This window comes from Streptomyces sp. GL_148, from assembly GCF_057834205.1.
In genome coordinates, this window is record NZ_CM174396.1 from 8,226,434 (window position 1) to 8,251,550 (window position 25,117).

General features: G+C 71.6%; 21 protein-coding genes. 9 read left to right on the forward strand and 12 right to left on the reverse strand.

The window, feature by feature from the left end:
- Positions 1–43: 43 nt before the first annotated feature.
- Both AC3IYI_RS37100 and AC3IYI_RS37105 read right to left on the reverse strand, forming a co-directional pair.
- Positions 44–784, reverse strand: a complete 741-nt coding sequence (locus AC3IYI_RS37100) for an LmeA family phospholipid-binding protein (protein ID WP_489407814.1) — start codon at positions 782–784, stop codon at positions 44–46.
- Positions 781–1,503 (reverse strand): TetR/AcrR family transcriptional regulator, encoded by a 723-nt coding sequence (locus tag AC3IYI_RS37105; protein ID WP_489407815.1) that lies wholly within the window; start codon positions 1,501–1,503, stop codon positions 781–783. The genes AC3IYI_RS37100 and AC3IYI_RS37105 overlap by 4 nt, the downstream gene beginning before the upstream one ends.
- A 117-nt stretch (positions 1,504–1,620) precedes the next feature.
- On the opposite strand from AC3IYI_RS37105, the gene AC3IYI_RS37110 reads away from it, so the two are divergent.
- The 8 genes from AC3IYI_RS37110 (at position 1,621) to AC3IYI_RS37145 (ending at position 11,755) form a co-directional block, all read left to right on the forward strand.
- Positions 1,621–3,930 (forward strand): MMPL family transporter, encoded by a 2,310-nt coding sequence (locus AC3IYI_RS37110; RefSeq protein WP_489407816.1) that lies wholly within the window; start codon positions 1,621–1,623, stop codon positions 3,928–3,930.
- A 7-nt stretch (positions 3,931–3,937) separates the two neighbouring features.
- Positions 3,938–4,681 carry a ribonuclease H family protein gene (locus AC3IYI_RS37115; RefSeq protein WP_489407817.1) on the forward strand — a complete coding sequence of 248 codons (744 nt, stop codon included), beginning with the start codon at positions 3,938–3,940 and terminating at the stop codon, positions 4,679–4,681.
- Positions 4,682–4,793: 112 nt separating this feature from the next.
- A complete protein-coding gene (locus tag AC3IYI_RS37120; protein WP_489407818.1) occupies positions 4,794–5,939 on the forward strand; it encodes a LacI family DNA-binding transcriptional regulator in 1,146 nt (381 codons plus the stop codon).
- Between the two features lie 115 nt (positions 5,940–6,054).
- Positions 6,055–7,365, forward strand: a complete 1,311-nt coding sequence (locus AC3IYI_RS37125; RefSeq protein WP_489407819.1) for an ABC transporter substrate-binding protein — start codon at positions 6,055–6,057, stop codon at positions 7,363–7,365.
- A 126-nt stretch (positions 7,366–7,491) separates the two neighbouring features.
- Positions 7,492–8,421: a carbohydrate ABC transporter permease gene (locus tag AC3IYI_RS37130; RefSeq protein WP_489407820.1), complete on the forward strand. Its 930-nt coding sequence runs from the start codon at positions 7,492–7,494 to the stop codon at positions 8,419–8,421.
- Entirely contained in the window at positions 8,418–9,377 is a 960-nt protein-coding gene (locus tag AC3IYI_RS37135) for a carbohydrate ABC transporter permease (RefSeq protein ID WP_489407821.1), read from the forward strand. Before AC3IYI_RS37130 ends, AC3IYI_RS37135 begins: the two co-directional genes overlap by 4 nt.
- 95 nt (positions 9,378–9,472) lie before the next feature.
- Positions 9,473–10,450, forward strand: a complete 978-nt coding sequence (locus tag AC3IYI_RS37140; protein WP_489411812.1) for a hydroxyacid dehydrogenase — start codon at positions 9,473–9,475, stop codon at positions 10,448–10,450.
- Between the two features lie 30 nt (positions 10,451–10,480).
- A complete protein-coding gene (locus AC3IYI_RS37145) occupies positions 10,481–11,755 on the forward strand; it encodes an alpha-L-fucosidase (RefSeq protein WP_489407822.1) in 1,275 nt (424 codons plus the stop codon).
- Here the strand turns inward: AC3IYI_RS37145 and AC3IYI_RS37150 are convergent.
- The 6 genes from AC3IYI_RS37150 to AC3IYI_RS37175 form a co-directional block, all read right to left on the reverse strand.
- The gene (locus AC3IYI_RS37150) at positions 11,748–14,069 is read right to left on the reverse strand and encodes a family 20 glycosylhydrolase (protein ID WP_489407823.1); all 2,322 of its coding nucleotides are present in this window, start codon (positions 14,067–14,069) and stop codon (positions 11,748–11,750) included. The two genes, AC3IYI_RS37145 and AC3IYI_RS37150, sit on opposite strands and share 8 nt — an antisense overlap.
- 135 nt (positions 14,070–14,204) lie before the next feature.
- The gene (locus tag AC3IYI_RS37155; RefSeq protein ID WP_489407824.1) at positions 14,205–15,251 is read right to left on the reverse strand and encodes a hypothetical protein; all 1,047 of its coding nucleotides are present in this window, start codon (positions 15,249–15,251) and stop codon (positions 14,205–14,207) included.
- Entirely contained in the window at positions 15,248–16,654 is a 1,407-nt protein-coding gene (locus AC3IYI_RS37160) for an MFS transporter (protein ID WP_489407825.1), read from the reverse strand. Before AC3IYI_RS37160 ends, AC3IYI_RS37155 begins: the two co-directional genes overlap by 4 nt.
- A complete protein-coding gene (locus tag AC3IYI_RS37165) occupies positions 16,654–18,003 on the reverse strand; it encodes a discoidin domain-containing protein (RefSeq protein WP_489407826.1) in 1,350 nt (449 codons plus the stop codon). Before AC3IYI_RS37165 ends, AC3IYI_RS37160 begins: the two co-directional genes overlap by 1 nt.
- Positions 18,004–18,256: 253 nt before the next feature.
- Complete coding sequence (locus AC3IYI_RS37170; RefSeq protein ID WP_489407827.1) at positions 18,257–18,985, reverse strand: hypothetical protein; 729 nt, start codon at positions 18,983–18,985, stop codon at positions 18,257–18,259.
- A 252-nt stretch (positions 18,986–19,237) separates the two neighbouring features.
- Entirely contained in the window at positions 19,238–19,807 is a 570-nt protein-coding gene (locus tag AC3IYI_RS37175; RefSeq protein WP_489407828.1) for a DinB family protein, read from the reverse strand.
- A gap of 252 nt (positions 19,808–20,059) precedes the next feature.
- On the opposite strand from AC3IYI_RS37175, the gene rox reads away from it, so the two are divergent.
- On the forward strand, positions 20,060–21,484 hold the full coding sequence (rox, locus tag AC3IYI_RS37180; RefSeq protein ID WP_489411813.1) for a rifampin monooxygenase: 1,425 nt from the start codon (positions 20,060–20,062) through the stop codon (positions 21,482–21,484).
- A gap of 10 nt (positions 21,485–21,494) precedes the next feature.
- On the opposite strand, the gene AC3IYI_RS37185 is transcribed toward rox, so the two are convergent.
- The 4 genes from AC3IYI_RS37185 to AC3IYI_RS37200 form a co-directional block, all read right to left on the reverse strand.
- Positions 21,495–22,355 carry a hypothetical protein gene (locus AC3IYI_RS37185; protein ID WP_489407829.1) on the reverse strand — a complete coding sequence of 287 codons (861 nt, stop codon included), beginning with the start codon at positions 22,353–22,355 and terminating at the stop codon, positions 21,495–21,497.
- Between the two features lie 179 nt (positions 22,356–22,534).
- Positions 22,535–23,059 (reverse strand): hypothetical protein, encoded by a 525-nt coding sequence (locus tag AC3IYI_RS37190; protein ID WP_489407830.1) that lies wholly within the window; start codon positions 23,057–23,059, stop codon positions 22,535–22,537.
- A gap of 139 nt (positions 23,060–23,198) precedes the next feature.
- Positions 23,199–24,485, reverse strand: a complete 1,287-nt coding sequence (locus AC3IYI_RS37195) for an MFS transporter (protein WP_489407831.1) — start codon at positions 24,483–24,485, stop codon at positions 23,199–23,201.
- Complete coding sequence (locus AC3IYI_RS37200) at positions 24,482–25,021, reverse strand: ArsR/SmtB family transcription factor (protein ID WP_489407832.1); 540 nt, start codon at positions 25,019–25,021, stop codon at positions 24,482–24,484. The genes AC3IYI_RS37195 and AC3IYI_RS37200 overlap by 4 nt, the downstream gene beginning before the upstream one ends.
- Positions 25,022–25,117: the final 96 nt, after the last annotated feature.

A 25,117-nucleotide genomic window follows, 5' to 3' on the forward strand; every position in this document is an offset into this window, starting at 1 on the left:
CGCTTGAGGTCAAGGCTGTTGAGGTTCGGGTTGAGAGGGTCGTCTATGCCGCTTTGCAGTCCTTCCCGGCGGTGTCCGACGCGGCGGACTTCGTGAGGGAGGCGTCCAGCGTGAGGCCCGCGCCGGTGGTACGGGCTCCGGTGAGGCTGACCCCCTCGGGCAGCTCGCCTACGTCCACGGTGCGGGGTGCGAGCCGCTCGGCCAGGCCGGCCGTGCCGGGCAGTGCGCTCACGGTGGCTATCGGCAGTTCGCGGCCCAGTACGGTGACTGTCGTCGGGGTGATCGTCAGGCCGGCCGCCGAGGCGCTGGTGCTCGCGTGCACGGTGACGGGGAGGCCGAGGCCGCCCACGGTCCCGGTGAGGGTGAGTCCCTTCGCGTCGCCGCCCACCGTCAGCCCCTCGGCGCCCGAGGCGGCTTCCCCCGAGTCGGCCAGGCGCTTCTGCAGGGCCTCGTAGGGGATGGTGGCCGTCGCCCGGCCGCCGCTGATGCCGCCGTCGCGCGTGACGTCGTACAGGTCGGCCTTGACGTCCATGTCGGTGTCGGCGCGGCGCACGCCCTCGGCCGCCAGGTGTACGGAGCCCAGCCGGCCGGTCAGCGCGCGGAGTCCGGCGAAGGCGCCGGAGAGCTCGGCGGTGACGGGCCCGCGGGCCTGGAGGCGGCAGCCCGCCGCCCGTGCGATGCGGTCCTGGGCGGTGTGTTCGACGGCGACGTCGGCGACGAAGACGCCGGCGAGGGCGGCGGCCATCCCGGCGGTGACGAGGACGGGGGTGCGTCGGAGCTTCATTGCGGGGCGGATCCGATCTGCTTCAGCGTTCCGAAGGCCTCCAGCAGGAGCGCGGAGGGTGGGGTGTCGGTGAGGGTGCCGTTCGCGCGGCGCCGGCGCTGGGTGCGCAGGACGGCGCGGACGGCGGACAGGGCGGCGCCCGCGATCACACCGGCGCGCAGGTCGGCCCCGGGGGTGTCGGCGGGGAGCCGGTTCAGGACCAAGAGCGTGAGCCGGTTCTCGAATTCGGCGAAGAGCTGGACGAGTTGGGTGGCCACCACGCGCTCGTCGCCCGCGATGGCCACGGAGTGGGTCAGGGCGGTGAGGCTGGAGGCGGCGAACGGGGCCACCGCGGAGATCAGGGCGTTGCAGACCGCGTCGAGCGGATCCTCCTGCGGCGGGCGCCGGGCCAGTTCGGCCTCGACGTACGCGAACAGGTCGACGCTGTCGGGCAGGAGCAGGGCTTCCTTGCTGTCGAAGTAGCGGAAGAAGGTCCGCTCGGACACGTTCGCGCAGGCGGCGATGTCCGCGACCGTGGTGCCCGCGAAACCGTGCTCCGCGAACAGTGCCGCGGCGCCCTCGCGGAGCAGCTTGCGGGTCCGCTCCTTCTTCCGCTCGCGCAGCCCGTGCTCCGACGCCGACGCGGGCTCCGGCTCCCGGCCGGAGCCGGGTGCGGGTGCGGGTGCGGGCGGGGGTGGGGGCGTGCGTGCGGAGACGGGCTCGGCCGGATCTTGGTTCACCGTCGAAGCCTAGCAATGACGTCACCCCTGTCAATTGTCATAGGTGACAATTGTCAGGCCTGACATTTTCTGCCAAGGTGCTTCGTGTCAGCCCTGACACTTCCTGGAGGTGCCGTCGTGCATTCCCCCCTCGGCCGGAAGGGCGGCCCGAGCCGCCTCGGCCGCCTCGGCACCTTCTGCGCCCGCCACCCCGTCTGGGTGATCGCGGCCTGGCTCCTGCTGCTGGCCGGCGCGATGGCCGGCAGCCGGCTCGCCGCCCCGGTCTACAGCGACCAGATCAACCTCCCCAGCACGCAGTCCCGTACCGGCGCCGATCTGCTGGCCGCGTCCGCCCCCGGGACCGGGGACCCCAACGGACGCGTGGTCTTCCACGTGGACTCCGGTTCCCTGGCCGGGCACCGCGAGGCCCTCGACGAGAGCGCGGCCCGCCTCGCGCGGATGCCCCACGTCACCGGCGCGTCCCCGGTCGTCACCAGCGCGGACGGCCGCAGCGCCTACACCACGGTGTCCTTCGACCGGCAGGTCAAAACCCTCGGGCACGCCTACACCGGCACCCTCGACACGGCCACCGCCGCGGCCCGCGCCTCGGGCGTGGAGGTCGCGTACGGCGGGGACCTGAACCAGGTCGTCCGGCCGCCGGCCGACGACAGGGCCCGCGAGGCGGCGGGCGTCCTCGTGGCCCTGCTGATCCTCCTGCTCGCCTTCGGCAGCGTGGCCGCCGCCCTGCTGCCCCTGCTCACCGCGGTCGTCAGCGTCGGCGTGGGCCTCGGGATCGTCGGCATCGTGGCGGGCGTCGTCAGCTTCGCGACCGCCGCCCCCACCCTGGCCACCATGATCGGCCTCGGCGTGGGCATCGATTACGCCCTCTTCCTCACCACCCGCTTCCGCCAAGACCTCCTCGACGGGCACGATCCGGTCGACGCGGCCGGGCGCACCGCCGCCACCAGCGGGCGCGCCGTCCTGGTGGCCGCCGTCACCGTCGCCGTGGCGATGCTGAGCCTGTACACGTGCGGACTGACCTTCATCGGCCGCATGGGGCTGGCCGCCACCCTCGTCGTGGTCGTCACCGGAGCGGCCGCCCTGACCCTCGTACCGGCCGCCCTGGGGCTGGTGGGACGCCGGATCGACCGGTTCGCGCTGCGCCGCCCGGTCGCCGAATCCTCCGGCGACGACGACGGCTGGCACCGCTACGCGGCCCTGGTGGCACGGCATCCGTGGAAGTTCCTGACCGCGGGCACCCTGCTGCTCGCGCTCTGCGCCGTACCGCTGTTCTCGCTGCGCCTCGGCCACGTCGACGACGGCGCCGACCGGGCGGGCAGCACCACGCGCACGGCCTACGACTGGATCGCCGAGGGCGAGGGACCCGGCTTCGGCCCCGGGGCCAACGGTCCCTTCGTCCTGGTGGCCGACCTGCACGAAGCCACCGTCCCGGCCGACCGGATCGGCGCCGAACTCACGGCGGCGCTCCGGGACACCGCCGGGATAGCCGGGTTCACCCCGCTCGCGCCGAGCCCCGACGGCCGCCTGCTCGTCTCCACCGTCACCCCGGCCACCGGACCGCAGAGCGCCGGCACGGGCAGCCTGTTCACGACGCTGACCGCCGCCACCCTGCCCGACGCACTGACCGGCACCGGCGCGGAGGGCTACCTCACCGGATCCACCGCCGGCCAGCTGGACTTCCGCGACACCGTCAAGGACCGGCTGCCGCTCATCATCGCCATCGTGCTGGCCGCCGCGCTCGTGCTGCTGACCTTCGTGTTCCGCAGTGTCGTGGTCCCGCTGAAGGCGGTCGCCCTGAACCTGTTCACCACCGCCGCGTCCTACGGGGTCCTCGTCGCGGTGTTCCAGTGGGGCTGGGGGAGCGGGCTGATCGGGGTGTCGCAGCCCGTACCCATCGAGTCGTTCGTCCCGATGATGATGTTCGCGATCGTCTTCGGCCTGTCGATGGACTACGAGATCTTCCTGCTCTCCGCCATCGCCGGGGCCTGGCACCGCACCGGCGACAACACGGTCGCCGTCGGCACGGGCCTGGCGGCCACCGGCCGGGTCATTTCCAGTGCGGCGCTCATCATGACCGCCGTCTTCCTGTCCTTCGCGGCCTCGCCCACCGTCGTGGTCAAGATGCTCGCGGTGGGTCTGGCGGTGAGCGTGGTCCTGGACGCGACCGTGGTGCGGCTGGTGCTGGTCCCGTCGGCGATGTTCCTGATGGGCCGGGGCAACTGGTGGCTGCCGCCGTTCCTGGACCGGTTCCTGCCGCGGCCGCGCGACGAGGAGCGGCAGCCGGAGGCGTCGCCGGAACCGGAACCGGAGGCGTCGCCGGAACCGGAACCGAAGGCGTCGCCGGAACCGGACGCGCTGCCGGAACCGGAGGCGGCCGGTCCTCGGTGTGCGACCGCGGGCACGGGCGGTGGTCTCGGTGAGGCATGATCGGGGGATGTCTGATCGCATCATCGCCGCCTGCGACGGGGCGGCCAAGGGAAATCCCGGGCCGGCCGCATGGGCCTGGGTCATCGCCGACGTCCACGGCCACCCCGAGCGCTGGGAGGCCGGTCCGCTGGGCCGGGCCACCAACAACGTCGGTGAACTCACCGCTCTGCAGAGGCTGCTGGAGGCCGTGGCCCCCGGCACGGCCGTGCAGGTGCGGATGGACTCCCAGTACGCCATGAAGGCCGTGACCCAGTGGCTCCCGGCCTGGAAGCGCAACGGCTGGAAGACGGCCGCGGGTAAGCCGGTGGCCAACCGCGAGCTCGTCGAGAGCATCGACGCCCTGCTGACCGACCGGGACGTGGAGTTCCGCTACGTCCCCGCGCACCGCGAGGACGGCGACCACCTCAACGCGATCGCCGACCAGGCGGCCAGCGACGCGGCCGTGAGCCAGGAGCCGGCCGGTACCGCGCTGGGCCACGCGTCCATGCCCGTCCCGGCGCCGGCCCGCAGCACCCCGGCCCGCAGCACCTCCGCCCGCCGTCCCACCGGAGCCGCGTCGGCCAAGAGCGCGACGGCTGCCAACCGTGCGACGGCCGCCAAGGGTGCGACCGCCGGACGGGCCGGGGTGATCATCAAGGCCAAGTTCCCCGGTACCTGCCCCTGCGGGAAGCAGTACGCGGCGGGGGAGAAGATCGGCAAGCTGGGTGCGCGCTGGGGTCACCCCGACTGCGGCGGAGCCGACGCCGGATAGCTTTCAGCCACGCCCCACTATGCAAAGCTTTCGTTCGAAAGAAAACGGAAGTTTCGGCTTTCGCGCGCTACGCTGACCTCGACCAGGGGATGCAGGCGAGGGGAGCTCCACCGTGCACGCAGAGGAACGACAGCAGGCGATCCTGCGCCGGGTCCGCGAAGCGGGATCCATGCGCGTCACGGACTTCGCGGCGGAGCTCGGCGTGTCCGTGGTGACGGTCCGCAAGGACGTCGAAGTCCTCGCCGAACGCGGCCTGCTGGCCCGGGTGCACGGCGGCGCGATGCTGCCCGAGGACTGGGCGGAGACCGCCGCCGTGACCGCCGCACCGACGGCGGCGCGCGCGACCTCGGCCGCTCCCGCCACCGGCGCCGGAGCGGGATCCGCAGTCGGACCCGGAGCGGGCCCCGACTCCGGCCGGCCGCTGGTCCTCGGGCTGATCGTGCCGTCCTCCGCCTATTACTACCCCGAGGTGATCAAGGGGGCCCGGGAGGCGGCGGATTCCCTCGGGGTGCGGCTGACCCTCGCCGTGTCCACGTACGACGTGGACACCGAGAAGGCGCAGGCCGCGCGGATGGTCGCGGACGGCGTCGACGGGCTGCTGCTCGCGCCCTCCGCCGCCGACGGGAAGCCGGGCGGCCAGTGGTACGAGGAGCTGGGCGTACCCGTCGTACTCATCGAGCGCCGCCCCGAACAGCAGGCCTCCGCCGCCGAGCACGTCGGCACGGACCACGGGTACGGAGCCAGGCTGGCGGTGGGCCACCTCCTGGACACGGGGCGCCGCAGGATCGCCCTGGTGATGCGCGGCGGAACCCCCACCGCACCCTGGATCAAGAAGGGGTACCGCGCGGCGATGGAAGAGGCCGGCCCCGGGGTCGCCGAGCACGCGCTCTTCCTCGACCTCGCGGAGTTCGGGGCGGGTGACGCCGTCTACGAAGAGGTGATGGCCGCCTTCGTGGAGGCGGTGCGGGAGGGCCGCGTCGACGCCGCCCTGGTCCATCCCGACCACGAGGCCATGGTGCTGCTGCAGCGGCTGCGCGCCGCCTCGCTGGCCGTGCCGGGCGATGTCGCACTGGTCTCGTACGACGACGAGGTGGCCTCCCTGGCGGACCTGCCGCTGAGCGCGGTGGCGCCCTCGAAGCACGAAGTCGGGGTCACGGGAGTGGAGTTGCTCGTACGGCGACTGCGCGAGCCGGGCCGGCCCAGGCGGCGGATCGCCATCCTCCCCGAGCTGCGGGTGCGCGCTTCCAGCGAAGCCTAACGGCGACTTGGCTTTTCTTTCTCAAACTTTCCTTTCCTATTGACTCGCTTCTCCTCTGGCCGAATGATGTGCATCACCTCGCCGCATCGACGGCTCGCATCTGAGGAGCAGAGCAGTGAAGCTCACTTCCCGTACCTCCCGCGCCGCCCTCGCCACGCTCTCGCTGGCCTTGTTCGCCACTGCCTGCGGTGGGAGCGAGGGGGGCGCCGCGCCGAAGGCCGACGCTCCCAAAGAGCCGGTCAACCTGACCTATTGGGGCTGGACCGGCGGTGCCCAGCAGGTGGTGGACGCCTTCAACGCGTCGCACCCGAACATCAAGGTCACCTACTCGGCCATCACCAGCGGACCGGACGGGTACGCCAAGATCAGCAACGCGATCAAGGCCGGGAACGCCCCCGACGTCGCGGGCATCGAGTACCCGACCCTGCCGGAGTTCGTCAGCCAGGGATTCCTGGAGGACATCAGCGGCCCGGCCGGCGCCACCGTGAAGGCGAAGTTCCCCCAGGGCGTCCAGGACCGGGTGACCCTCGGCGGCAAGACCTGGGCCGTTCCGTACGACGCCACGCCCAACCTCCTCTACTACCGCAAGGACCTCTTCAAGAACGCGGGCGTCGAAGTCCCCAAGACCTGGGACGAGTACAAGACGGCCGCCGAGAAGATCAAGGCCGCCGACAAGAACGTGCGCATAGGCGGCTGGGGCAACGATGACGCGCCCCTGCTGGCGGCGCTCTCCTGGCAGGCCGGTGCCAAGTGGTACGGCACCGAGGGCGACGGCTGGAAGGTCGCCATCAACGACGCCTCCTCGCAGAAGGTGGCCTCGTACTGGCAGGGCCTGGTCAAGGACGACCTGGTCATGAACCTGAAGATCAACGGCCCGGAGTTCGCGAAGGCCAAGGCCGACGGGGTCATGGCCAGCTTCATCGGAGCCTCGTGGAGCGCGGGCGGCACGATGACGGCCCTGGTCAAGGACTCCGGCAAGTGGGGCGTCGCCCCGCTGCCGCACTGGGGAACCCCGGCCACCGGCATGTTCGGCGGCACCAGCTACGCCGTCACCAAGGGCAGCAAGCACGTCAAGGAAGCGGCCGAGTTCGCCGCGTGGGCGGCCACCAGCCCCGAGGGCGTCAAGGCCCGCCTCAGCAGCCTGAAGGCGCCGAGCAGCAGCCTGCCCGCCAGCCCCGAACTGCGTCCGATCGCCGCCGCGGCCTTCGACGACAAGGGCTTCTTCGGCGGCGACAAGGTCTACGAGATCGCCGGCGCGCAGGTCGACACGATCGTCCCCGGCTGGGTCTGGGGCCCGGTGCAGACGGCCACCAACACCGCCATCCAGGACGCCGCGCTCAAGGGCACCCTGACCGACGGACTCGCGGCCGGCCAGACGGCAGCCGAGGCGGCCATCAAGGGCCGGGGGCTCAACCTCGTGAAGTAGGCGCCGCGCGGGGCCCGCAGCCCTCCCGGCACCCGGGCCCCGCCCCGCCCCGTCCCGCCCCGCAGTGAAGTCCCTTCCCCGTCCGTTCCGTTCTGTTCCTCCGCAGCGCACCACCAAGGAGATCCGGTGGCAGCACCACTCACTCGTTCAGCGCGCGGCGCCGCGCCCGTGCGCCGGCCAGGCCAGGGCAGGGCGGTACTCGTCTTCCTCGGCCCGTTCTTCCTGCTCTTCACCGCGGTCCTGATCCTGCCCGTCGCGTACGCGCTCTGGATGAGCTTCTTCACCGAGCGTTCCTCCGGTCTCGGATTCGGTGGCACCGAACGGGTCTTCAGCGGGTTCGGAAACTACGCCAAGGCGCTCGGCGACCACGGCTTCACCTCCTCCTTCCTGCACGTGGCCGCGTACTGCGCCCTCTACATCCCTGTGATGATCGGCGCGGCGCTCGCCCTGGCCCTGCTCGTCGACTCGGCCGCGGCCAAGGCCAGGCGCCTCGTCCAGTTCGCCGTCTTCATGCCGCACGCGGTCCCCGGACTGATCGCGGCGATCATCTGGACCTACCTCTACACCCCCGGCCTGAGCCCGGTCCTGGACTGGATCGAAGCGGCGGGCGGCCACTGGGACTTCTTCGCCCCCGGCAGCGTCCTGCCCTCGCTGGTGAACGTCGCGGCCTGGCAGTGGATCGGCTACAACATGATCATCTTCTTCGCCGCCCTGCAGGCAGTGCCCCGCGAGGTCATCGAAGCGGGCGTCATGGACGGCGCCGGCGAACTGCGCATCGCCCTGCGGATCAAACTGCCGATGATCCGCTCCGCCGTCTTCCTCACGCTCCTGTTCACCTGTGTCGGCGTGGTCCAGATCTTCGGCGAGCCGATGCTCCTCTCGAAGCGGGCCGGCTCGATGGGCTCGGACTGGTCCCCGATGATGTTCATCTACAAGGCGGCCTTCGAGCGGCACGACTACGGCCTCGCGTCCTCCGCCTCGCTCCTCGTGGCCCTCGTCGCCGGCACCCTCTCCTACGTCGTCACCCGGATCGGAAAGCGAGGTGACTCGGCATGAGCACCCAGACGGCCCCCTCGGCCCCGCCCGCGGCCGCCCCCGGCGGCGAGCCGGCGCCCGCACCCGGAGCCCCGCCCGCCCGGCAGGGCAAGCGGAAGCCGGCCGGAAGGCCGGGCCGGAGCGGCGCGATGGCCTCCAAGGCCGTGGTCAACGCCGTGCTCCTGGTGGCGGTCCTCTACACCCTGATGCCGCTGACCTGGCTGCTGATCGCCGCCACCAAGAACCACGCCGACCTCTTCGGGACGGCCGGCTTCGGATTCGGCGAGTTCCACCTCCTCGACAACCTCCGGTCCGTCTTCACGTACGACGACGGCATCTTCGGCCGCTGGCTGCTCAACAGCCTCCTCTACTCCGTCGTCGGATCACTGGCGTCCTCACTGATCAGCGTCGCCGCCGGATACTGCTTCGACAAGTACGAGTTCCGCGGCAAGGGCGCGCTCTTCGGCCTCGTCCTGACCGGCACCCTCGTCCCGACGGTGGTCATCACGCTCCCGCAGTACCTCCTCGCCTCCGAGGCCGGGATCGTCAACACCTACTGGTCGGTCCTCCTCCCGGCGCTCGTGAACCCCTTCGGCGTGTACCTGGCCCGGGTCTTCTCCGAGGGCTACGTACCCGGCGAGGTCCTCGAGGCCGCCCGCATCGACGGAGCGAGCGAACTGCGCGTGTTCCGGTCGATCTCGCTGCCGATGCTCATGCCCGGCTTCATGACCCTCTTCCTCTTCTCCTTCACCGCAAGCTGGAACAACTTCTTCGGCCCGCTGGTCATGCTCAACGACCACCACCTGTACCCGGCGGTGCTCGGCATCTACAGCTGGAACCAAGTCGTGCTCCAGTACCCGGAGTTCTACTCCCTCGCGATCACCGGATCCCTGGTCGCCGTCATCCCGCTCGCCCTCGCCTTCATCGGCCTGCAGCGGTTCTGGCGCTCCGGCCTCACGGCGGGAGCGGTCAAGTGACCGAACCCGGCCCGACCTGCGAGCCCGGCGTGCACCTCACCCCCGGCGTGCACCCCACACCCAACGGGCCCCGCAAGCCCCGCACCCTCCTCGTCATGGACCGGGACACGAAGGCGGCCCTGCTCGACGAGCAGGCCCTGGCCCGGCTCGGCGCCACCGCGCTGCTGGACCCGGCGCTCCTGGTGACCGACTTCGCCGCGGCCGACCCCGCGCGGCTGCGCGAAGCCGAGGTCCTGCTCACCGGCTGGGGCTGCCCGCCCCTCACCGAGCATGCCCTCGACCTCCTCCCGTCCCTGCGCGCGGTGGTGCACACCGCCGGAACCGTCAAGGGGCTGATGACGGAAGCGGCCTGGCGGCGCGGGCTGTCCGTCACGAGCGCGGCCGAGGCCAATGCCCAGCCCGTCGCCGAGTTCACGGTCGCCGCGATCGTCTTCGCCAACAAGCGCGTCCTCACCACCGCCCGGGCCTACCGGGAGGCCCGCACGCAGCTCAACCCGCTCACGCTGTACCCCGGTATCGGCAACTACGGCAGGACCGTCGGCATCATCGGCGCCTCGCGCATCGGCCGCCGCGTCATCGAGCTGCTGCGCTCCTACGACGCCCACGTACTGGTTCACGACCCGTACCTGGACGGGGACGAAGCCGGGGCCCTGGGAGTGGAACCCGTTCACCTGGACGAACTGATGGGCCGCAGCGACGTGGTGAGCGTGCACGCGCCGCAGACCCCCGAGACCCGCCATCTGATCGACGCCCGCCGCCTCGCCCTCATGCGCGACGGCGCGACCCTCGTCAACACGGCACGCGGAACGCTGGTCGACACCGAGGCGCTCACCGCGGAGCTCGTCTGCGGCCGGCTGCACGCCGTCCTCGACGTCACCCACCCCGACGTACTTCCGGCCGGATCGCCGCTCTACGACCTGCCGAACGTGCTGCTCACCCCGCACATCGCCGGATCCCTCGGCAACGAACTCGGACGTCTCGCGGCCTGCGCGGCCGAGGAGCTGGAGCGGTACGCCCGAGGACTCCCCTTCGCCTACGCCGTCCACCCGGCGAGCCTGGCCCACTCGGCCTGAACGCCCGCCGACGAACCCCGAAAGCCTCCCATGACGCTCGGTCCCTCAGCTCCCCCCGCCGGTCCCGCCGAGACCTTGATCCTGCCCACCCCGGGGCAACTCGCCTGGCAAGAAGCCGGATTCGGAATCTTCCTGCACTTCGGCATCAACACCTTCAACGGCGTCGAGTGGAGCGACGGGACGCTGGACCCGGCCACCTTCCGGCCGGCGCAGCTCGACGCGCGCCAGTGGGTGCGTACCGCCGCCCTGGCCGGAGCGAAGTACGTCGTGCTGACCGCCAAGCACCACGACGGCTTCTGCCTCTGGCCGACCGACACCACCGCCTACTCCGTGGCCTCCTCGCCCTGGAAGGACGGAGCGGGCGACGTGGTCGCCGAACTGGCCGAGGCCTGCGGGGAGGCGGGCCTCGGCCTCGGGCTCTACCTCTCGCCCTGGGACCGCAACGCGGACTGCTACGAGCAGCCCGCCGACTACGACTCCTTCTACCTCCGCCAGCTCACCGAACTCTGCACCCGCTACGGCCCGTTGTGCGAGCTGTGGTTCGACGGCGCGGGCTCCGAGGGGCGTACCTACGACTGGGACGCGGTCATGGCCGTGATCGACCGGCACCAGCCGGACGCCATGGTCTTCAACATGGGCCGCCCCACGATCCGCTGGGTCGGAAACGAGGAGGGGCTCGCCGCCGACCCCTGCCGCTACGTCACGCACTCCACGGGCATCAGCCTGTACGACGACCGGCAGGCCGAGCTCGGCTCGGCCGCCTACCTGCCGCCCGAGTGCGATGTCCCCCTGCGCGCCGACTGGTTCTGGCAACCGGGAAACCACCACACCCTCAAGAGCCGCGAGGACCTGCTGGAGATCTGGTACTCCTCGGTGGGGCTGGGCGCCGGGCTGCTCCTGGGCGTCCCGCCCGACCGGCGCGGACTGATCGACGAAGCCGACCGGGCCCGACTCCTGTCGTTCACCGCAGAGTTGGAGCGGCGCCTCGGCGATCCCGTCTCCGCCGCCCTCACGGCCGGGGGAGACGATCTCCTCGCGGACTTCGGTCGGCCCATCCGCGTGGACCACGTGGAACTGCGCGAGGACCTCACCGGGGGCCAGCGCGTGGACGGGCACGAGGTCTGGGCGGACGGCCGGCTGATCGCCTCGGGCCACACGGTGGGGATCCGGCGCGTCCACCGGGTGGAGCCCCTCACCGTGCGGGAACTGCGGATCCGGCTGACCGGAGCCGGGGCCCGGCTGGCCTCGGTGTCGGCAGCCGGAGCGCCGCCCGAGGTCACCGGAACCCCGCCCGAGGTCAGCTGATCTGCCAGCGCTGGTAGACCGAAGCGCTGTTGGACTGCTGGCTCGCCAGGGCCCCGTCCGCGCCGGACGCGGTGGTCAGGAGCAGCCCGCTCTTCTTGTTGGCCACCGCATAGTCGCCGGACCCGAGCGGGGTGACCACCCAGCGCTGGCTGTCGCCGCTGCCGCAGACGGCCTGGACCACGGCCGCACCCGGAGCGGTGGAGCCGCCCGCCACGTCCGCGCAGAGCCCCGACGAGCCGTTGGTCATGGTGTAGCTGCCGTCGCCGGTGAGGGTCAGCCGCCACTGCTGGTTGGGGCCGCCGTGCGGGGTCCAGGTGATCAGCCGGGTACCGGACGTGGTGGAGCTCGCCGGGTCGTCGAGCGCCTTCCCGGCCGCGGTGAGGGTCCGGGTCCCGCTCAACTGGCCTCCGTACACCTCGAATTCGTACAGCGAGTAGCCATAGGTGGTGGCGCGCTGGGTGCCGTACACCCGGATGTAGCGGCCGGAGCCGGACAGGCCGGTCAGGTCCTGGACCCCGCCGGTGCCCGTGGCCGTGGAGTACAGGGTGCGCCAGGTGCTCTGGTCGTCGGAGAGCTGGATCTGGAAGCCCTTCCCGTACGCGGCCTCCCAGCGCAGCACCACCCGGTTGACGGCCTGGGCGGACCCGAGGTCCACCTGCAGCCACTGCGGGTCGGTGTACGCGCTCGACCACCGGGTGCCCGGATCGCCGTCCGTCGCCAGTGCGGCCGGGAAGTTGGCGGTCTCGGTGCTGGACGCGGTGGTGGGGCGGTTGCGGGCGAGGTTGCCCGGCTGGGCGATCCCCGGCCAGGAGGGATGGTGCCCGATCGCGGCCACGATCGGCGTGAACGCCGCATAGGTGGCCACGGGCTTCGGTGAACCCCAGGTCTGCTGGGCGAGCCCGCGCAGCGGGTACATGATGCCGGCGGCGATCTGCGTCTCCGTCTCGGCGTTCGGGCTGTCACACCACACGTGGATCAGCGAACCGCGGTTCTTCGAGGGATCGCCGATGGTGTTTCCGCCCTCGAACCGGTCCGGGGTCCAGGTCTCGTACATCCACTTGGTGTCCGGCTTCGCACCGCCGAGCACGTAATAGGTCGGCGTCCAGGACTCGTTGGCGACCGTGTGCCCGGCGTTGACCAGCTGCTGGGGGGTGAGTCCGTAGCTGTACCAGTACTCGACGAGGATGCGGGCGTCGGGGGTGACGGTCCCGTCCCCGGCCTTGATGCCGTCGTTCCACATCCGGGTGGTCTTGCCGGCCGCGCGGACCAGGGCGTCGGACCAGTTCACGAACCCGTAGTAGGTGTCCTTGGCGGTGGCGTTCGCGCCGTAGTGGGCGCGGGCGTAACTGAGCAGCTGCGGGTACCTGGCGTAGTCGGTGACGTACTCGTCGGCGCCGATGTGCCAGTACGGGGCCGGGAACAGCGGCAGATACTCCTCGACCAGGTCCTTGATCAGGGTGTATGAACCGGGCAGCGACAGGTCGATGAACTCCGAACTGGCCGTGCCCGAACTGTCCTTGAGCCTGAGCTCCGGATGGGCGGCCAGGATCTGGTTCATGTGCCCCGGGGTGTCGATCTCGGGCACGATCGTGACGTGGTACTTCTGCCCCAGTGCGATCAGGTCCGCGATGTCCTGCTTGGAGTAGTGGTCGGCGGAGACGATCTCCGGGTGCGTCGCACTCTCCAGGCGGAAGCCGAAGGTGTCCGACAGGTGGAAGTGGAAGTAGTTGAGCTTGAGGTAGGCCAGCTCCTTGATGTGCTGCTTGACCCAGTCGACCGTGAAGAACTTCCGCCCCTGGTCGATCATCAGCCCGCGCTCGGCCTTGGTCGGCCAGTCCACCGCCGTGCCGGCCGGCACGGCGGTGGACTGGTGCAGCAACTGCAGCACGGTACGGGTGCCGTTGAAGGCCCCTGCGTCGGTCCCGGCCTGGATGGCGAGGGACTGGCCGACGGTCATCCGGTACCCCTCGGCGGGCAGCGAGCCGTCGCCCAGGCTCAGGGTGATGTCGCCGGGGGAGGCGCTCCCGGTGACGACGGCCACCGGACGTCCGGCCAGCGCGCCCAAGTCCTCGGCGAACGTGGCCGCTTCGTCGGAGAGCTGCGCGGTGTACGCGGGATCGACGACGATCCGGCTGGTACTCGTGAAGCCGTACGCCCCGCTGCCGGCCGTCCACTGCCGCAGGGCCGGTACGGTCTGCGGCGGCGTGGCGGCGACGGCCGCCCCCGCTCGCAGAGGCTCGGCTCCGGCGGCGGAGGGCAGAGACAACGCGGCTAATGCCAGGGCGGAGGCGGTCAGGAATCTGAGCAGACGCATGGCGAGTCCCCAGGTGTTCACGGCGGCATGTCCCTCCGGCCTTGACTGCCGGAGGGAAGTGGCCACAGTGCAACGCAGTGTCAGGTCTATGTCAAGAGATGCTCGAAGTGACGGCCGAATGAGCAGCATCGAGCATCACCGCGCCTCGGCCGCGTCCGCCACCGCCACCGGGGAAGACCCGCCCGCGACGGAGAGCCGGGGTGCTCCGGTGCCGTCCGCGGGGACGGTCCAGACGTCGCTCGCGCGTCCGTCCGCGCCCGGCAGGGCGTAGGCGACCGTCCCGTCGTCCGTCCAGGCCGCCTGGTCGTCCACGCCGCGCGTCTCGGCGAGCGGGGTCTCGGCCATCGTCCGCAGGTCGAGGACGTACAGCCGCCAGGGTGCGGCCGGGTCGTCGGACACCTTCTTCTTGAAGGCGACCCTCGTGTTGTCGGGCGACAGGGAGGGGCATTCGACGTTCTCCCGCAGCGTCCTCGCCGACCAGTCGCTCATGTTCCCCTCGACGAGGTACGTACGCCCCTTCGTGGAGACGGTCGCGTAGAAGCGGCTGTCGTCGCGGGCGAAGCTCACGCCCCAGTAGTTGACGTCGGGGGAGTGGTAGCGGACACCGTCGATGGTGAGCGGTATCTCCTCCAGGGACTTCACCAGGTACCCCGTGCGCAGGTCGAGGACGGCCGTCCGGGTGGAGAAGCCCGTGGTGGAGTACGAGTCCCCGGTGGCGAACACCGTCCAGGCGAGCATCTGCCCGGACGCGGACACCCGGGCCCGGGTCGGAACGCCCGGCACGGTCGTCCGCCTCACTTCGCGCAGCTGCCGGTCCAGGACGACGGCGTACGTCTTCGGCAGCACCCCCGGCTCGGCGCGCAGGCACAGGGCGGTGCCCCCGGCGGCGTGGAACCGGTCGCAGGCGGGACCGCCCGTGGTGCGCCCGGCTCCGCCCGCCGACGCGGACAGGGGCTGGTGTGCCACCCGGCCCGTGGCGGAGTCCCGGAAGTACAGGGCGGGACCGCCGAGCGCGAAGGAGGCGGCGGCGACGCCCCGTTGGCCGGCCGGGCGGTGCCCCGCGTGCACGGCGTACCCGGTGGCGGAGCCCAGGAGGAGGACGACCGCGGCGGCCGTGACGGCGGTACGGGCCCGGGCGCCGAGCCGGCGTGCGGGCGCCGGGGTGGTGAGCGGCGTGGTCATGAGGTGCTCCTCTCACGGGTGGGGGATTGCCCCGGCCCCAGGGCGGTGGTGGCCTGGGCGGGCGCGGCACCCGGAGCGGCCGGGGCGGCCGGGGCGGCCGGGGCGGCCGAGGTTGCCGGACCGGACGGATCGAGCGGACCGCACGGATCGCCGGGCGTGCCCGGATCGCGCGGCAGCAGTGCCCAGCCGCCCGCCAGCGCGGCGAGCAGCACCGCCGTCGCCCCCCAGAGCGCGGGCCGCGGCCCCCACACCGTCCACGCGGCGCCGAAGCCCGCCGCGGCGAGCATCCGGGCCAGGGCCTGGCCGGTCTGGAGCACGGCCAGCCCGCCCGCTCGGCCCCCGGCGGGCAGTACCGGCCCGGCGAGGGCCATGAGCACCCCGTCGGTGGCCGCGTAGAAGATCCCGAGCAGCGCGAGGACGGCCGCGACGAGGAGGGGGGCCGGCCCGCCGCCCGGCGCGAGCAGGACGAGGTAGGCGCCGAGCAGGGCGAGGTGTCCGTAGAGGAACGGCAACCGGCGGCCGACCCGGTCGGCGATCCGGCCCACCGGGACGGCCAGGAGCAGGTAGCCCGCGGCCGCGCCGAGCGGCAGCAGCGGGAACCAGCCGGGGTCCAGGCCCAGTCGGCGCTGGAGCAGGAGGTAGACGAAGGCGTCGCCGATGGTGGCTCCACCGAGCAGGGCGGCGGCCCAGAGGATCCGCCGGAAGGCGGGGTCGCGCAGCGCCCCGAAGGCCTTGCTCCGGGGCGGAGCCGGGACGGGCGTGGCTGCCGGGCGGTGGTGGCCGGGAACGTAGAGGACCAGGAGCAGCACGCCGAGCAGACCGAAACAGAAGCTGGTGACGAACACCGCGTCGTACGCGCCCGCGGTCGCCCAGAGCAGGGCGAAGGCGGCGAGCGGGCCGAGCAGGGCGCCGGTGGTGTCCATGGCCCGGTGTACGCCGAAGGACCGGCCGAGCTCCTCGGGCGGGCTGTTGAGGGTGATCAGGGCGTCGCGGGGCGCCGTACGGATGCCCTTGCCGACCCGGTCGGCGGCCAGGGCCGCCGCGATCCCGCCGGTGGCGCCGCCCGCGAGCAGCAGGCCGAGCCGGGAGCAGGCCGAGACGGCGTAGCCGATCCCCGCGACGTGCTTGTACCGGTGGCCGCGGTCGGCGAGGTGCCCGCCGAGCAGCCGTACGACCGCGCCGGCTCCTCCCATCAGCCCGTCGAGGAAGCCGAATTGGAGGGGGGAGAGGCCGAGACCGAGGACGAGGTAGAGCGGCAGCACCGCGCTGACCATCTCGGAGGAGACATCCGTGACGAGGCTGACCGTACCGAGCGCGAGGACGGCGGCGGGGACGCGCCGGCCCGCCCCCGTGGTGGGGGGCGGGGCCGGAGCGGCCCGGCGGCCTGTGGTGGCCAGGTACATCAGTGGCAGGTGTACTTCGGGCTGGTGTCCTTGGTCGTTCCGTCGGTGGCGACGTAGGTCCAGCTGTAACCCGCGTCGGTGAAGTCCAGCTTCAGGACCCCGTAGGTACCGCTGATCCGCTTCTGGCTGTTGGGCTGGACGTCCTCGATGTCGTACGGTTCGGCGCCGCCCATGCCGCCGACGATCTCGGTGATCCCGTCGGCGGTGGCGTTCCCGTTCGGGTCCTGCGGGGCGAACCGCTCGTAGTGGTGGTCGTGCCCGCCCAGCACGAGGTCGGCCTTGGCGCCGTACAGGATGTTCCAGACGGGCTTGCTCACCGGGTCGTTGCCGTGCCCGCCGGAGGAGTACAGCGGGTGGTGCCAGTAGGCGGCGACGCAGCCCTTGGTGTTCGCGGCGAGGTCGGCCTTGAGCCAGTCGATCTGGGCCTGCTGGTCGAAGGAGTTGGAGTCGAGGGCGATGAAGTGCCAGTTGCCCTCGTTGAAGCTGTAGTAGCTCTTGCCCTGAGGGTAGGCGACGGCCCCGAAGTAGGCCTTGTAGCCGGCGAGCGGCCCGGCGGGGTCATAGGTCTCGTGGTTGCCCGGCACCGGACGGGTCTTGTCCTTGAACGCGCCCCAGGAGGTGTCGTAATAGTTCCGGTAGTCGGAGAGCCGGGCGTCGTCGTACTGGTTGTCGCCCATCGTCAGATAGAACTTCGGGTTGATCTTCTGGGCCTGCGCGGCGGTCTTGGGGTGGGCGCAGGAGCTGTCCGAGGCGGTGCACTGGGCGGCGATGTCGCCGGCGGCGACCACGGTGAAGGCGCCGGTCGGCGGGGGAGTCCCGCCGTCGAGGGTGCCGTACACCTCGACCTCGTACAGGGAGTACCCGTAGGAGGTGCCGCGGGCGGTTCCGTACACGCGCAGGTAACGGCCCTTGCCGGAGAGGCCGGTCCAGTCGTCGGTGCCGCCGTTCCCGGCCGTCTCGTTGGCGAGCCGGGTCCAGGTGGCGCCGTCGGCCGAGATCTCGACCCGGTACGTCTTGGCGTACGCGGCCTCCCAGCGCAGCGCCACGCGCGTGACGGTGGCGTTCGCGCCGAGGTCGACGCGGATCCACTGCGGGTCCTTGCCCTCGAGGCTGGCCCACCGGGTGGTGGAGCTGCCGTCGAAGGCGTTCTGCGGACCGAAGCTCGAACTCTCCACGGAGGACGCCGTGGCGGTCTTGCCGCGCGAGATGAGAGGGTCGGCGGCGGCGCCGGCCCGTTCGGGATAGGCGAGCAACAGGCCGCCTACGAGGAGGAGTACGGCGGTGATGACCACACCGATCGTGCGGCGCGATGTGTAAACATGAGGCGTGCTTGGGGTGTTCAGGCGCATTCCTGACTCCCTGGCCTGGTGGGTGGCGAGAGCTGGCACCGGTACGAGACCCCGCGTCCCTGCCCGGGTGCGGGCAGGGACGGCGTGGTCACAGCGGCCGGGTCAGAGCTCTCGCTGAGCGCGTCATACCCACGGGAACGGGCACCGCGCCGAGCCGCCGAAGCGGGATGCTAGCAAACAGGAAACTTTCCTACCAGTCATTCGCGGGCAGGAGCTCAGGAGCCTTCAGGAGTGACAGCAGCTTCAGGAGCGTTCAGGAGATCGCGTACCACTGGCTGGCCCAGCCGGTGTTGATCGTGCTGGTGGACTGCTCGGCGAGGTTCACGCTGACCGGGAGCGAGGTCTGACCGGTCAGGACGGTGCTGTAGCGCAGGCTCGGCGGGTTCAGACCCGCGTTCACCGAGATCCCGGCGCCCGTGGCCTTGAGGGTGAGGGCGTTCGTGGCCCAGGTGCCGTTGAGGAGGAGGGCGACGAAGTACGTGCCGGGGGCGGCGGTGAACGGCTTGGCGAGGGGGAACGGCTTGGCTATCGCGTCGGTCATCAACTGCGGGGAGACGTCCGCGGTGGACGCGACCAGGGCGCCCTTGGCGTCGTACACGCCGAGGTAGCAGTTGGACAGTTGGGCGTTCGGGTCGATGCCGGCCAGCCCCAGCCAGATGTTGGACCAGGTGAGCTGCTCGCGCAGCACCATGCGGACCAGGGTGACCCGTCCGCCGACCCCGGCCGCGGACTGGGCGGTGACGTGCCCCGCGTCGTTCGGATCCCCGGTCCAGGCCAGCAGGTTCTGGTCCTGCGGCCGGGGCCCCTCGTACCCGGAGCCGGCCGGCACCGGTGCGGGGGAGGCCGCTGCCGACGGGGAAGTGCCGGCTGCCCCCTTCCCGGCCGTGCTCCCCCCACGGGACGCCGAGCAGCCGGACAGGACGAGGGCCGCCGCGAGCACGGCGGCGAGGCCGGCCGAGGCGGTGGTGGTACGGGTGCGCATGGTCCCCCCATGAGGTGCTGATGTACGGAGGGAGCCATGGTCACACGGGGTGCGCCCGTCCCCGTGCGCGCCCCTTCCGCTCCCTCCGGGCCCTTCCCCGGCCTCCCTCACAGGACCAGCAGGACCAGGATCAGCGCGGCGGGCGGAAGGAGCATGGTGAGCAGGTGGACCACCGCGGTCCGGGTCGTCCCCAGCGCGAGGAGACCGGCGACCCGCTCCCGGCCAGGGCGCTCCCGGTCCGGCCGGCTCTGGTCACTGGCCCACCCTCCCGTCGACGCATTCGCGCAACAGGTCGGCGTGCCCGCAGTGGCGCGCGTACTCCTCGATCCGGTGCACCATCAGCTCCCGCACCGCGATCCGGTCCTTCCCCAGCCGCTCGCCCAGATCCGGGTGCGCGGCCAGCGCGGCGTCGGTCGCGGCCTGCTCGCGCTCCAGATCGGCGTACGCCCCGTCGACCGCGTCCTGCTCGGCGACGGCTCCGTCGAAGTCCCCGTCGCGCCGGCCGTACAGCTTCGGCAGCGGATCGCCGTCGGATATCCAGTTCTGCCAGTCCCGCTCCACCTCGGCGAGGTGCCGCACCAGACCGAGCAACGACATCGTCGACGGCGGGACCGACCGCCGGGCCAGCTGGTCCGGATCCAGGCCCTCGCACTTCATCCGCAGGGTCAGGCGGTAGTCCGTGAGGAACTCCTGCAAGGTGGCGAGCTCGCCCTCCACACCGCTCTCTCCGCTGGTGCGGGGGTCGTCGTCCGGGTCCGCCCACATGTCGGGGTAGACGGTCGCCCGGGTCCATCGCTCGCCTTGATCACTCATGCGTTCCATGCTCGCCCGCTAGGGGCCGGTCTCGCCAGCAGATTTCCCCCGGAACGCAGAATGGCAAGGAGGTGTTTCCACTCCTTGCCACTCTCAACTTATAGCGCACCGGGGGGCTTGCGGCAAGGCCCCGGTGGTGACGCAGAATCACTGGCCTGAGGCGGAACCTGCGGAAATGGTGATTGCGTGATGACCGAAGTACCCCACACGACCGACGTCGCCGACGTGGCGGAGATGACGGAGATGACGAACGTGACTGACGTGGCGGACGTGACCGTCGTCGGCGGTGGACCGACCGGTCTGATGCTGGCCGCCGAGTTGCGCTTGCACGGCGTCCGCGTGGTCGTGGCGGAGAAGCTGACCGAGCCGACCGGAGAGTCTCGCGGTCAGGGCCTGCACACGCGCAGCGTCGAACTGATGGACCAGCGCGGCCTGCTGGACCGGTTCCTCGCCGTCAGTGAGAAGTTCCAGGTCGGCGGCCTGTTCGGCGGCATCATGAAGCCGTGGCCGGACCGGCTGGACACGGCGCACCCGTACGGTCTCGCCATCCCGCAGCCCGTCACCGAACGGCTGTTGGGTGAGCACGCCGTCGAAGTCGGTACCGAGATCCGGCGCGGCAGCGAAGCGGTCGGCCTGAGCCAGGACGAGGACGGGGTGACCGTCGAGCTGGCGGACGGCACGCGCCTGCGCTCGCGCTACCTCGTCGGATGCGACGGCGGGCGCAGCGCGGTGCGCAAACTCCTCGGCGTCGACTTCCCCGGCGAACCCGCCACGGTCGAGACCTTGTTGGGCCAGATGGAGGTGGCCGCGGATCCGGAGACGATCGCCGCAGTCGTCGCGGAGGTCAACAAGACCCAGCTCCGCTTCGGCGTCCACGCGGGCGAGGACGGGTCGTGCCGCATCATCGTCCCCGCCGACGGCGTGTCCGAGGACCGCAGCGCGCCGACGCTGGAGGAGTTCAAGCAGCAGCTACGGGCCTTCGGGGGAACCGACTTCGGCGTGCACTCGCCGCGCTGGCTGTCCCGCTTCGGCGACGCCACCCGACAGGCCGAGCGCTACCGGGTCGGCCGCGTGATGCTGGCCGGCGACGCGGCACACATCCACCCGCCGACCGGCGGACAGGGACTCAACCTCGGCGTGCAGGACGCCTTCAACCTCGGCTGGAAGCTCGCCGCCGCCGTCAACGGCTGGGCCCCACAGGATCTCCTCGACAGCTACCACGCCGAACGCCACCCGGTGGGCGCCGCCGTACTGGACAACACCCGGGCGCAGATCACGCTGATGGGGAGCGATGCGGGTCCCACCGCGCTGCGGGAGCTGTTCGCGAAGCTGATGGACTTCGAGGAGGTGAACCGGTACGTGACGGGGATGATCACCGCGGTCGAGGTCCGCTACGACTTCGGCGAGGGCCACGAACTGCTCGGCCGCAGGCTGCGGGACGTGGAGCTGAAGCGCGGGCGCCTCTACGAGCTGATGCACACCGGCCGCGGACTCCTGCTCGACCAGACCGGCCGACTCTCGGTCGCCGGGTGGGCCGACCGCATCGATCACGTCGTCGACGTCAGCGAGGAACTGGACGTGCCCGCCGTACTGCTGCGCCCGGACGGCCACGTGGCATGGGTCGGCGAAGACCAGCACGACCTCGACGCCCACCTGCCGAGGTGGTTCGGCGCCGCCTCCGCCTGAGCGCGCGTCCCTACCGGTACTGGTTCCTGTACTCCTCGCCTGTGGGGCCGAAGTCGATGAAGGGGGTGGCGAAGAACATGACGAGGAGGATCAGGCCGGCGATGCCCGCGCCCACGGGGAGGATCCCCGCCGCCCACCGCCCCGCGCCGTCGGCGCGAACGGCCTTGCGGGGGTCACGCGGGTCGTAGCTGACCTCGACGCTCGCGCGGCCGCTCGAGTCGAGGTACTTCCACACGTTCCCGTCCAGATCCGAGTACAGGTAGAGCCACGGCCGAGCGGAGTCGTGAGCGGAATCGGCCGTCACCGTGATGCCGTGACGGGGGAGGCGCCAGGGCCTGAGGCCCTCTGGGGCCAGCACGACGGCCGAGATCAGGAGCGGGAAGCCGGTACCACCGAAGAGGACGATGCCAACGATGTTGACGGGGTCCGCGACGAACCCGACGAGCACGCTCATCGCGACGATCACGAGGACGGAGCCCGCCGCGAGCCACTTGACCTTCCGGTGCAACGCCTCCCTCGGGGTCCTGGTCTCCGGCTCGCTCTCGGCGGTGCGGGTGGTGACGAGGGTGGAGCCGTCGACCACGACGGAACCGGCGGCGCCGGCCGGCGCAAGCACGGCGTTCACTGCCCGGGCGAAGGCGGTGGCGGCGGCCTCGCTGACGTCCTCGACCCGGTAGACGGTCGGCTCGGTCGCGGCGGGTGCGGTGAGCCTGATCTCGAGGGCCCGCCTTTCCGCGTGGACGCCCGCGATCGCGGCGAAAGGGATGCGGTGTTCCCGGCGCGACCGGCGCAGGACCAACTCCTGTTCCGCGGCGCGGAGATCAGTGCCCTTCTTGCCGTGAAGGACGGGTATGGACGAGGTGATCGGCATGGCTGGATTCTAAGCATGCGCCGCACACGCGCAGCATCGGCTATGCGATCGGTCCGAGGTCTCCTTCGAGCACGGTCCGGATGATCCGGGGCCGGTCCCAGAAGGCCGTCGATCGTCCATGGCGAAAGCCGTAAACGGGGCCACTGACACCGACACGGCCGGCCGTCAGGGCGCGTGCCTCAGGGCTCCACGCCGCAACGTCGCGCGATCGCCTTCAGCCGGTCGAGTTCGTGTTGCGCTGCGATCGGTCGGGCGAGGTCGAGGGCCATCTCGGCGCGGGCGGTGACGTAGAGGATGTCCTCGCGGGTGGACGCGTCCAGGCCGGGGGCGGCCCGCAGGCGGCGGTTCGTGACCCACAGGAAGAGCCCGATGAGAGCGAGATCGTCCCGCAGGCGCAGGGGGAGCACCTGCGACAGCACATCCTTGGCGTAATCACGCGACTGCTGGTCCGCCTCGCAGGGGCGCGGCAGGGAAGGGGCCCAGGGAAGGGCGGCACCCCGGGCGTCGTCGTACATGTCCACCACCAGGGCGCGCGCGGTTTCCGGATCACCCGCCGCCGCGGCTGCGCGCGCCGACGCCAAGGCGGAACGCAGTCCGGCGCGGGCCTGCGGATCCTCGCCCGTACGCGCGTCCAGGTAGCCGGACCACACATCGAACGCCTTCCTCAGCTCGGCGTCCAACATGACCTCGTACGCGTCCGGCACTCAGTCGCTCCTCCCGTCGGGCCGCCCCTGCGTGGGACGGCAGCGGTACACAGTAGGACGGGTGGCGGGCGCACGGCTCGCGAATTTCCAGGGGACGGCTGTCGCTCAGCCGCTGGAGGGAAGCAGCCTTCGCGGCGTCCTAAAGGGCGCCGTTCCGGACGGGATCCCGGGATTCCGGGTGAGCCGGATCACCGGCCGGGGCGGCGGCCCGCAGCGCCGCCTCGACCTGGCGGTTGCTGGTCATGTTCGCCGTGATGGCGGTCATGGTGAGGAGGAGGCCGGCGGCGGCGTAGAGCGGGGTACGGATGTCGTACGTGGTGGCCAGCCAGCCGCCGAGGAAGGCGCCGAACGGGGCGGCACACATGGCGAGCATGCGGGAGGTGGAGGCGACCCGGCCCATCAAGTGGGCGGGGACGACCGCCTGTCGGAGGGAAGGGGCGAGCACCATCGTGGCGCCCATGCCCGCTCCGCAGACGGCGAGCGCGAGGCCGGCGACGTACGGGTTCGGGGCGACGGCAAGGCCCAGGATGGCGAGTCCCTCGACGGCGGCCGTGCAGGTGAGCGCGGTGCCGGTGCCGAGCCGTCGGCCGAGGAAGGAGGCGATGCCCGCGCCGAGCAGACCGCCGGTGGCCTCCGCCGTGAGGAGCAGGCCGAAGCCGAAGGCGCCGATGCCGAGACGATCGTGCGCGAAGAGGGCGAGTACGGTCTCCACGGCGAGGAAGGCGACGTTCCCGACCGCCGGACGCAGTGCGAGCCCGAGCAGCAACTGATTCCGGAACACGTACGATGCGCCGGCCCGCGCTTGGCGCAGCAGCGACTCGCGGGCCTGCGGTACGGGCCGGGGTACGGCGGGCAGCGACCGTACGAGCAGTGCGGAGAGCGCGAACGACACCGCGTCGGCGAGCAGCGGAACCGCCCGCCCGAGCGCGAGCAGGGCGCTGCCCGCAGGCGGCCCCGCGAAGCCGGACGCGGCGGTCTGGGCGCCGCGCAGGCGGGAGTTGGCGCGCTCCAGGAGCACGGGGTCGCGGCCGAGCAGATCCGGCAGGTAGGCCGTGGCGGCCGTGTCGAAGAAGAGCCCGCCGAGGCCGAGCAGGAAGGCGACGGCCGCGAGCAGCGGAATGCTCAGCACGTCGAGCAGGGCCGCTGCCGCCGGTATCACGAGCAGCACCGCACGCGCCGCGTCCACGACCCACATCGTGCGCCGACGGTCCCAGCGGTCCACCAGCGCACCGCCGAGCACCCCGAAGAGCAGCCACGGCAGCGTTCCGGTGGCCGTGACGACGGCGAGCGCCATCGGATCCCGCGTCAACGTCAGCGCGAGCAGCGGCAGTGCGGCATGCGACACCCCGTCACCGAGCGAGGAAATCGTCTGCGCGGTCCACAGTCGCCCGAACCCGGTCGGCAACTTCCGTATGTCTGAGGTCACTTGGCGTCCCCTTCGGCCTGCTCGCGCGATGCGGGGTGGAACAGTGCGAAGACGAGTGACGCGTCCGGCAGCGACGGATCGGACAGCTCCCGGTACTCGTCCGCCAGTTCCTGCAGCCGCGCCCCCAGCTCCGCGAACTGCTCGTCGGTGAGCCGCAGGTGCGCCATCCGTACGTGCCGCTCGCCCTCCGCGGGCGCTGCCTCCAGGTCCGCCACCGCATGCCGCATCAGCACGTCCGGCCCTCCCTCGCCCGGGTCCGGCAGTGCGATCGTCCGCGCGGCCATGGCGTAGTACCGCTCGGTGACCCCCCGGACCTTCCGCGTCCGTACCACCTTCACCAGGCCGGCCCGCTCGAGCAGCCGTACGTGGTAGCTGGAACTCCCCTTCGCGAGGCCCACTCGCTCGGCGATCTGCGTGATCGTCGCGGGCTCGAAGCGGAGCACGGCCATGATCCGGTGACGCGTGAGATTGGAAACGGCACGCAGTTGCTCGTCAGTGGTGACGTGGAACGTCTCGGGAAGATCATCGGTAGGCATGGCCCCAATGGTCAACACTTCTTGACCATTGGGCAAGGGTGTTTTCGTCCGGGCTTCGGCGCGGGCTGGTCATCGGCGATCTGCAGGACCAGCGCG

Excerpts from the sequence above, each read along its gene's own strand:
- AC3IYI_RS37100 (WP_489407814.1), bottom strand. The coding sequence starts at position 784 with ATGAAGCTCCGACGCACCCCCGTCCTCGTCACCGCCGGGATGGCCGCC.
- AC3IYI_RS37115 (WP_489407817.1), top strand. The coding sequence starts at position 3,938 with ATGTCTGATCGCATCATCGCCGCCTGCGACGGGGCGGCCAAGGGAAAT.
- AC3IYI_RS37135 (WP_489407821.1), top strand. The coding sequence starts at position 8,418 with ATGAGCACCCAGACGGCCCCCTCGGCCCCGCCCGCGGCCGCCCCCGGC.
- AC3IYI_RS37140 (WP_489411812.1), top strand. The coding sequence starts at position 9,473 with ATGGACCGGGACACGAAGGCGGCCCTGCTCGACGAGCAGGCCCTGGCC.
- AC3IYI_RS37145 (WP_489407822.1), top strand. The coding sequence starts at position 10,481 with ATGACGCTCGGTCCCTCAGCTCCCCCCGCCGGTCCCGCCGAGACCTTG.
- AC3IYI_RS37150 (WP_489407823.1), bottom strand. The coding sequence starts at position 14,069 with ATGCGTCTGCTCAGATTCCTGACCGCCTCCGCCCTGGCATTAGCCGCG.
- AC3IYI_RS37155 (WP_489407824.1), bottom strand. The coding sequence starts at position 15,251 with ATGACCACGCCGCTCACCACCCCGGCGCCCGCACGCCGGCTCGGCGCC.
- AC3IYI_RS37160 (WP_489407825.1), bottom strand. The coding sequence starts at position 16,654 with ATGTACCTGGCCACCACAGGCCGCCGGGCCGCTCCGGCCCCGCCCCCC.
- AC3IYI_RS37165 (WP_489407826.1), bottom strand. The coding sequence starts at position 18,003 with ATGCGCCTGAACACCCCAAGCACGCCTCATGTTTACACATCGCGCCGC.
- AC3IYI_RS37170 (WP_489407827.1), bottom strand. The coding sequence starts at position 18,985 with ATGCGCACCCGTACCACCACCGCCTCGGCCGGCCTCGCCGCCGTGCTC.
- AC3IYI_RS37175 (WP_489407828.1), bottom strand. The coding sequence starts at position 19,807 with ATGGAACGCATGAGTGATCAAGGCGAGCGATGGACCCGGGCGACCGTC.
- AC3IYI_RS37185 (WP_489407829.1), bottom strand. The coding sequence starts at position 22,355 with ATGCCGATCACCTCGTCCATACCCGTCCTTCACGGCAAGAAGGGCACT.
- AC3IYI_RS37200 (WP_489407832.1), bottom strand. The coding sequence starts at position 25,021 with ATGCCTACCGATGATCTTCCCGAGACGTTCCACGTCACCACTGACGAG.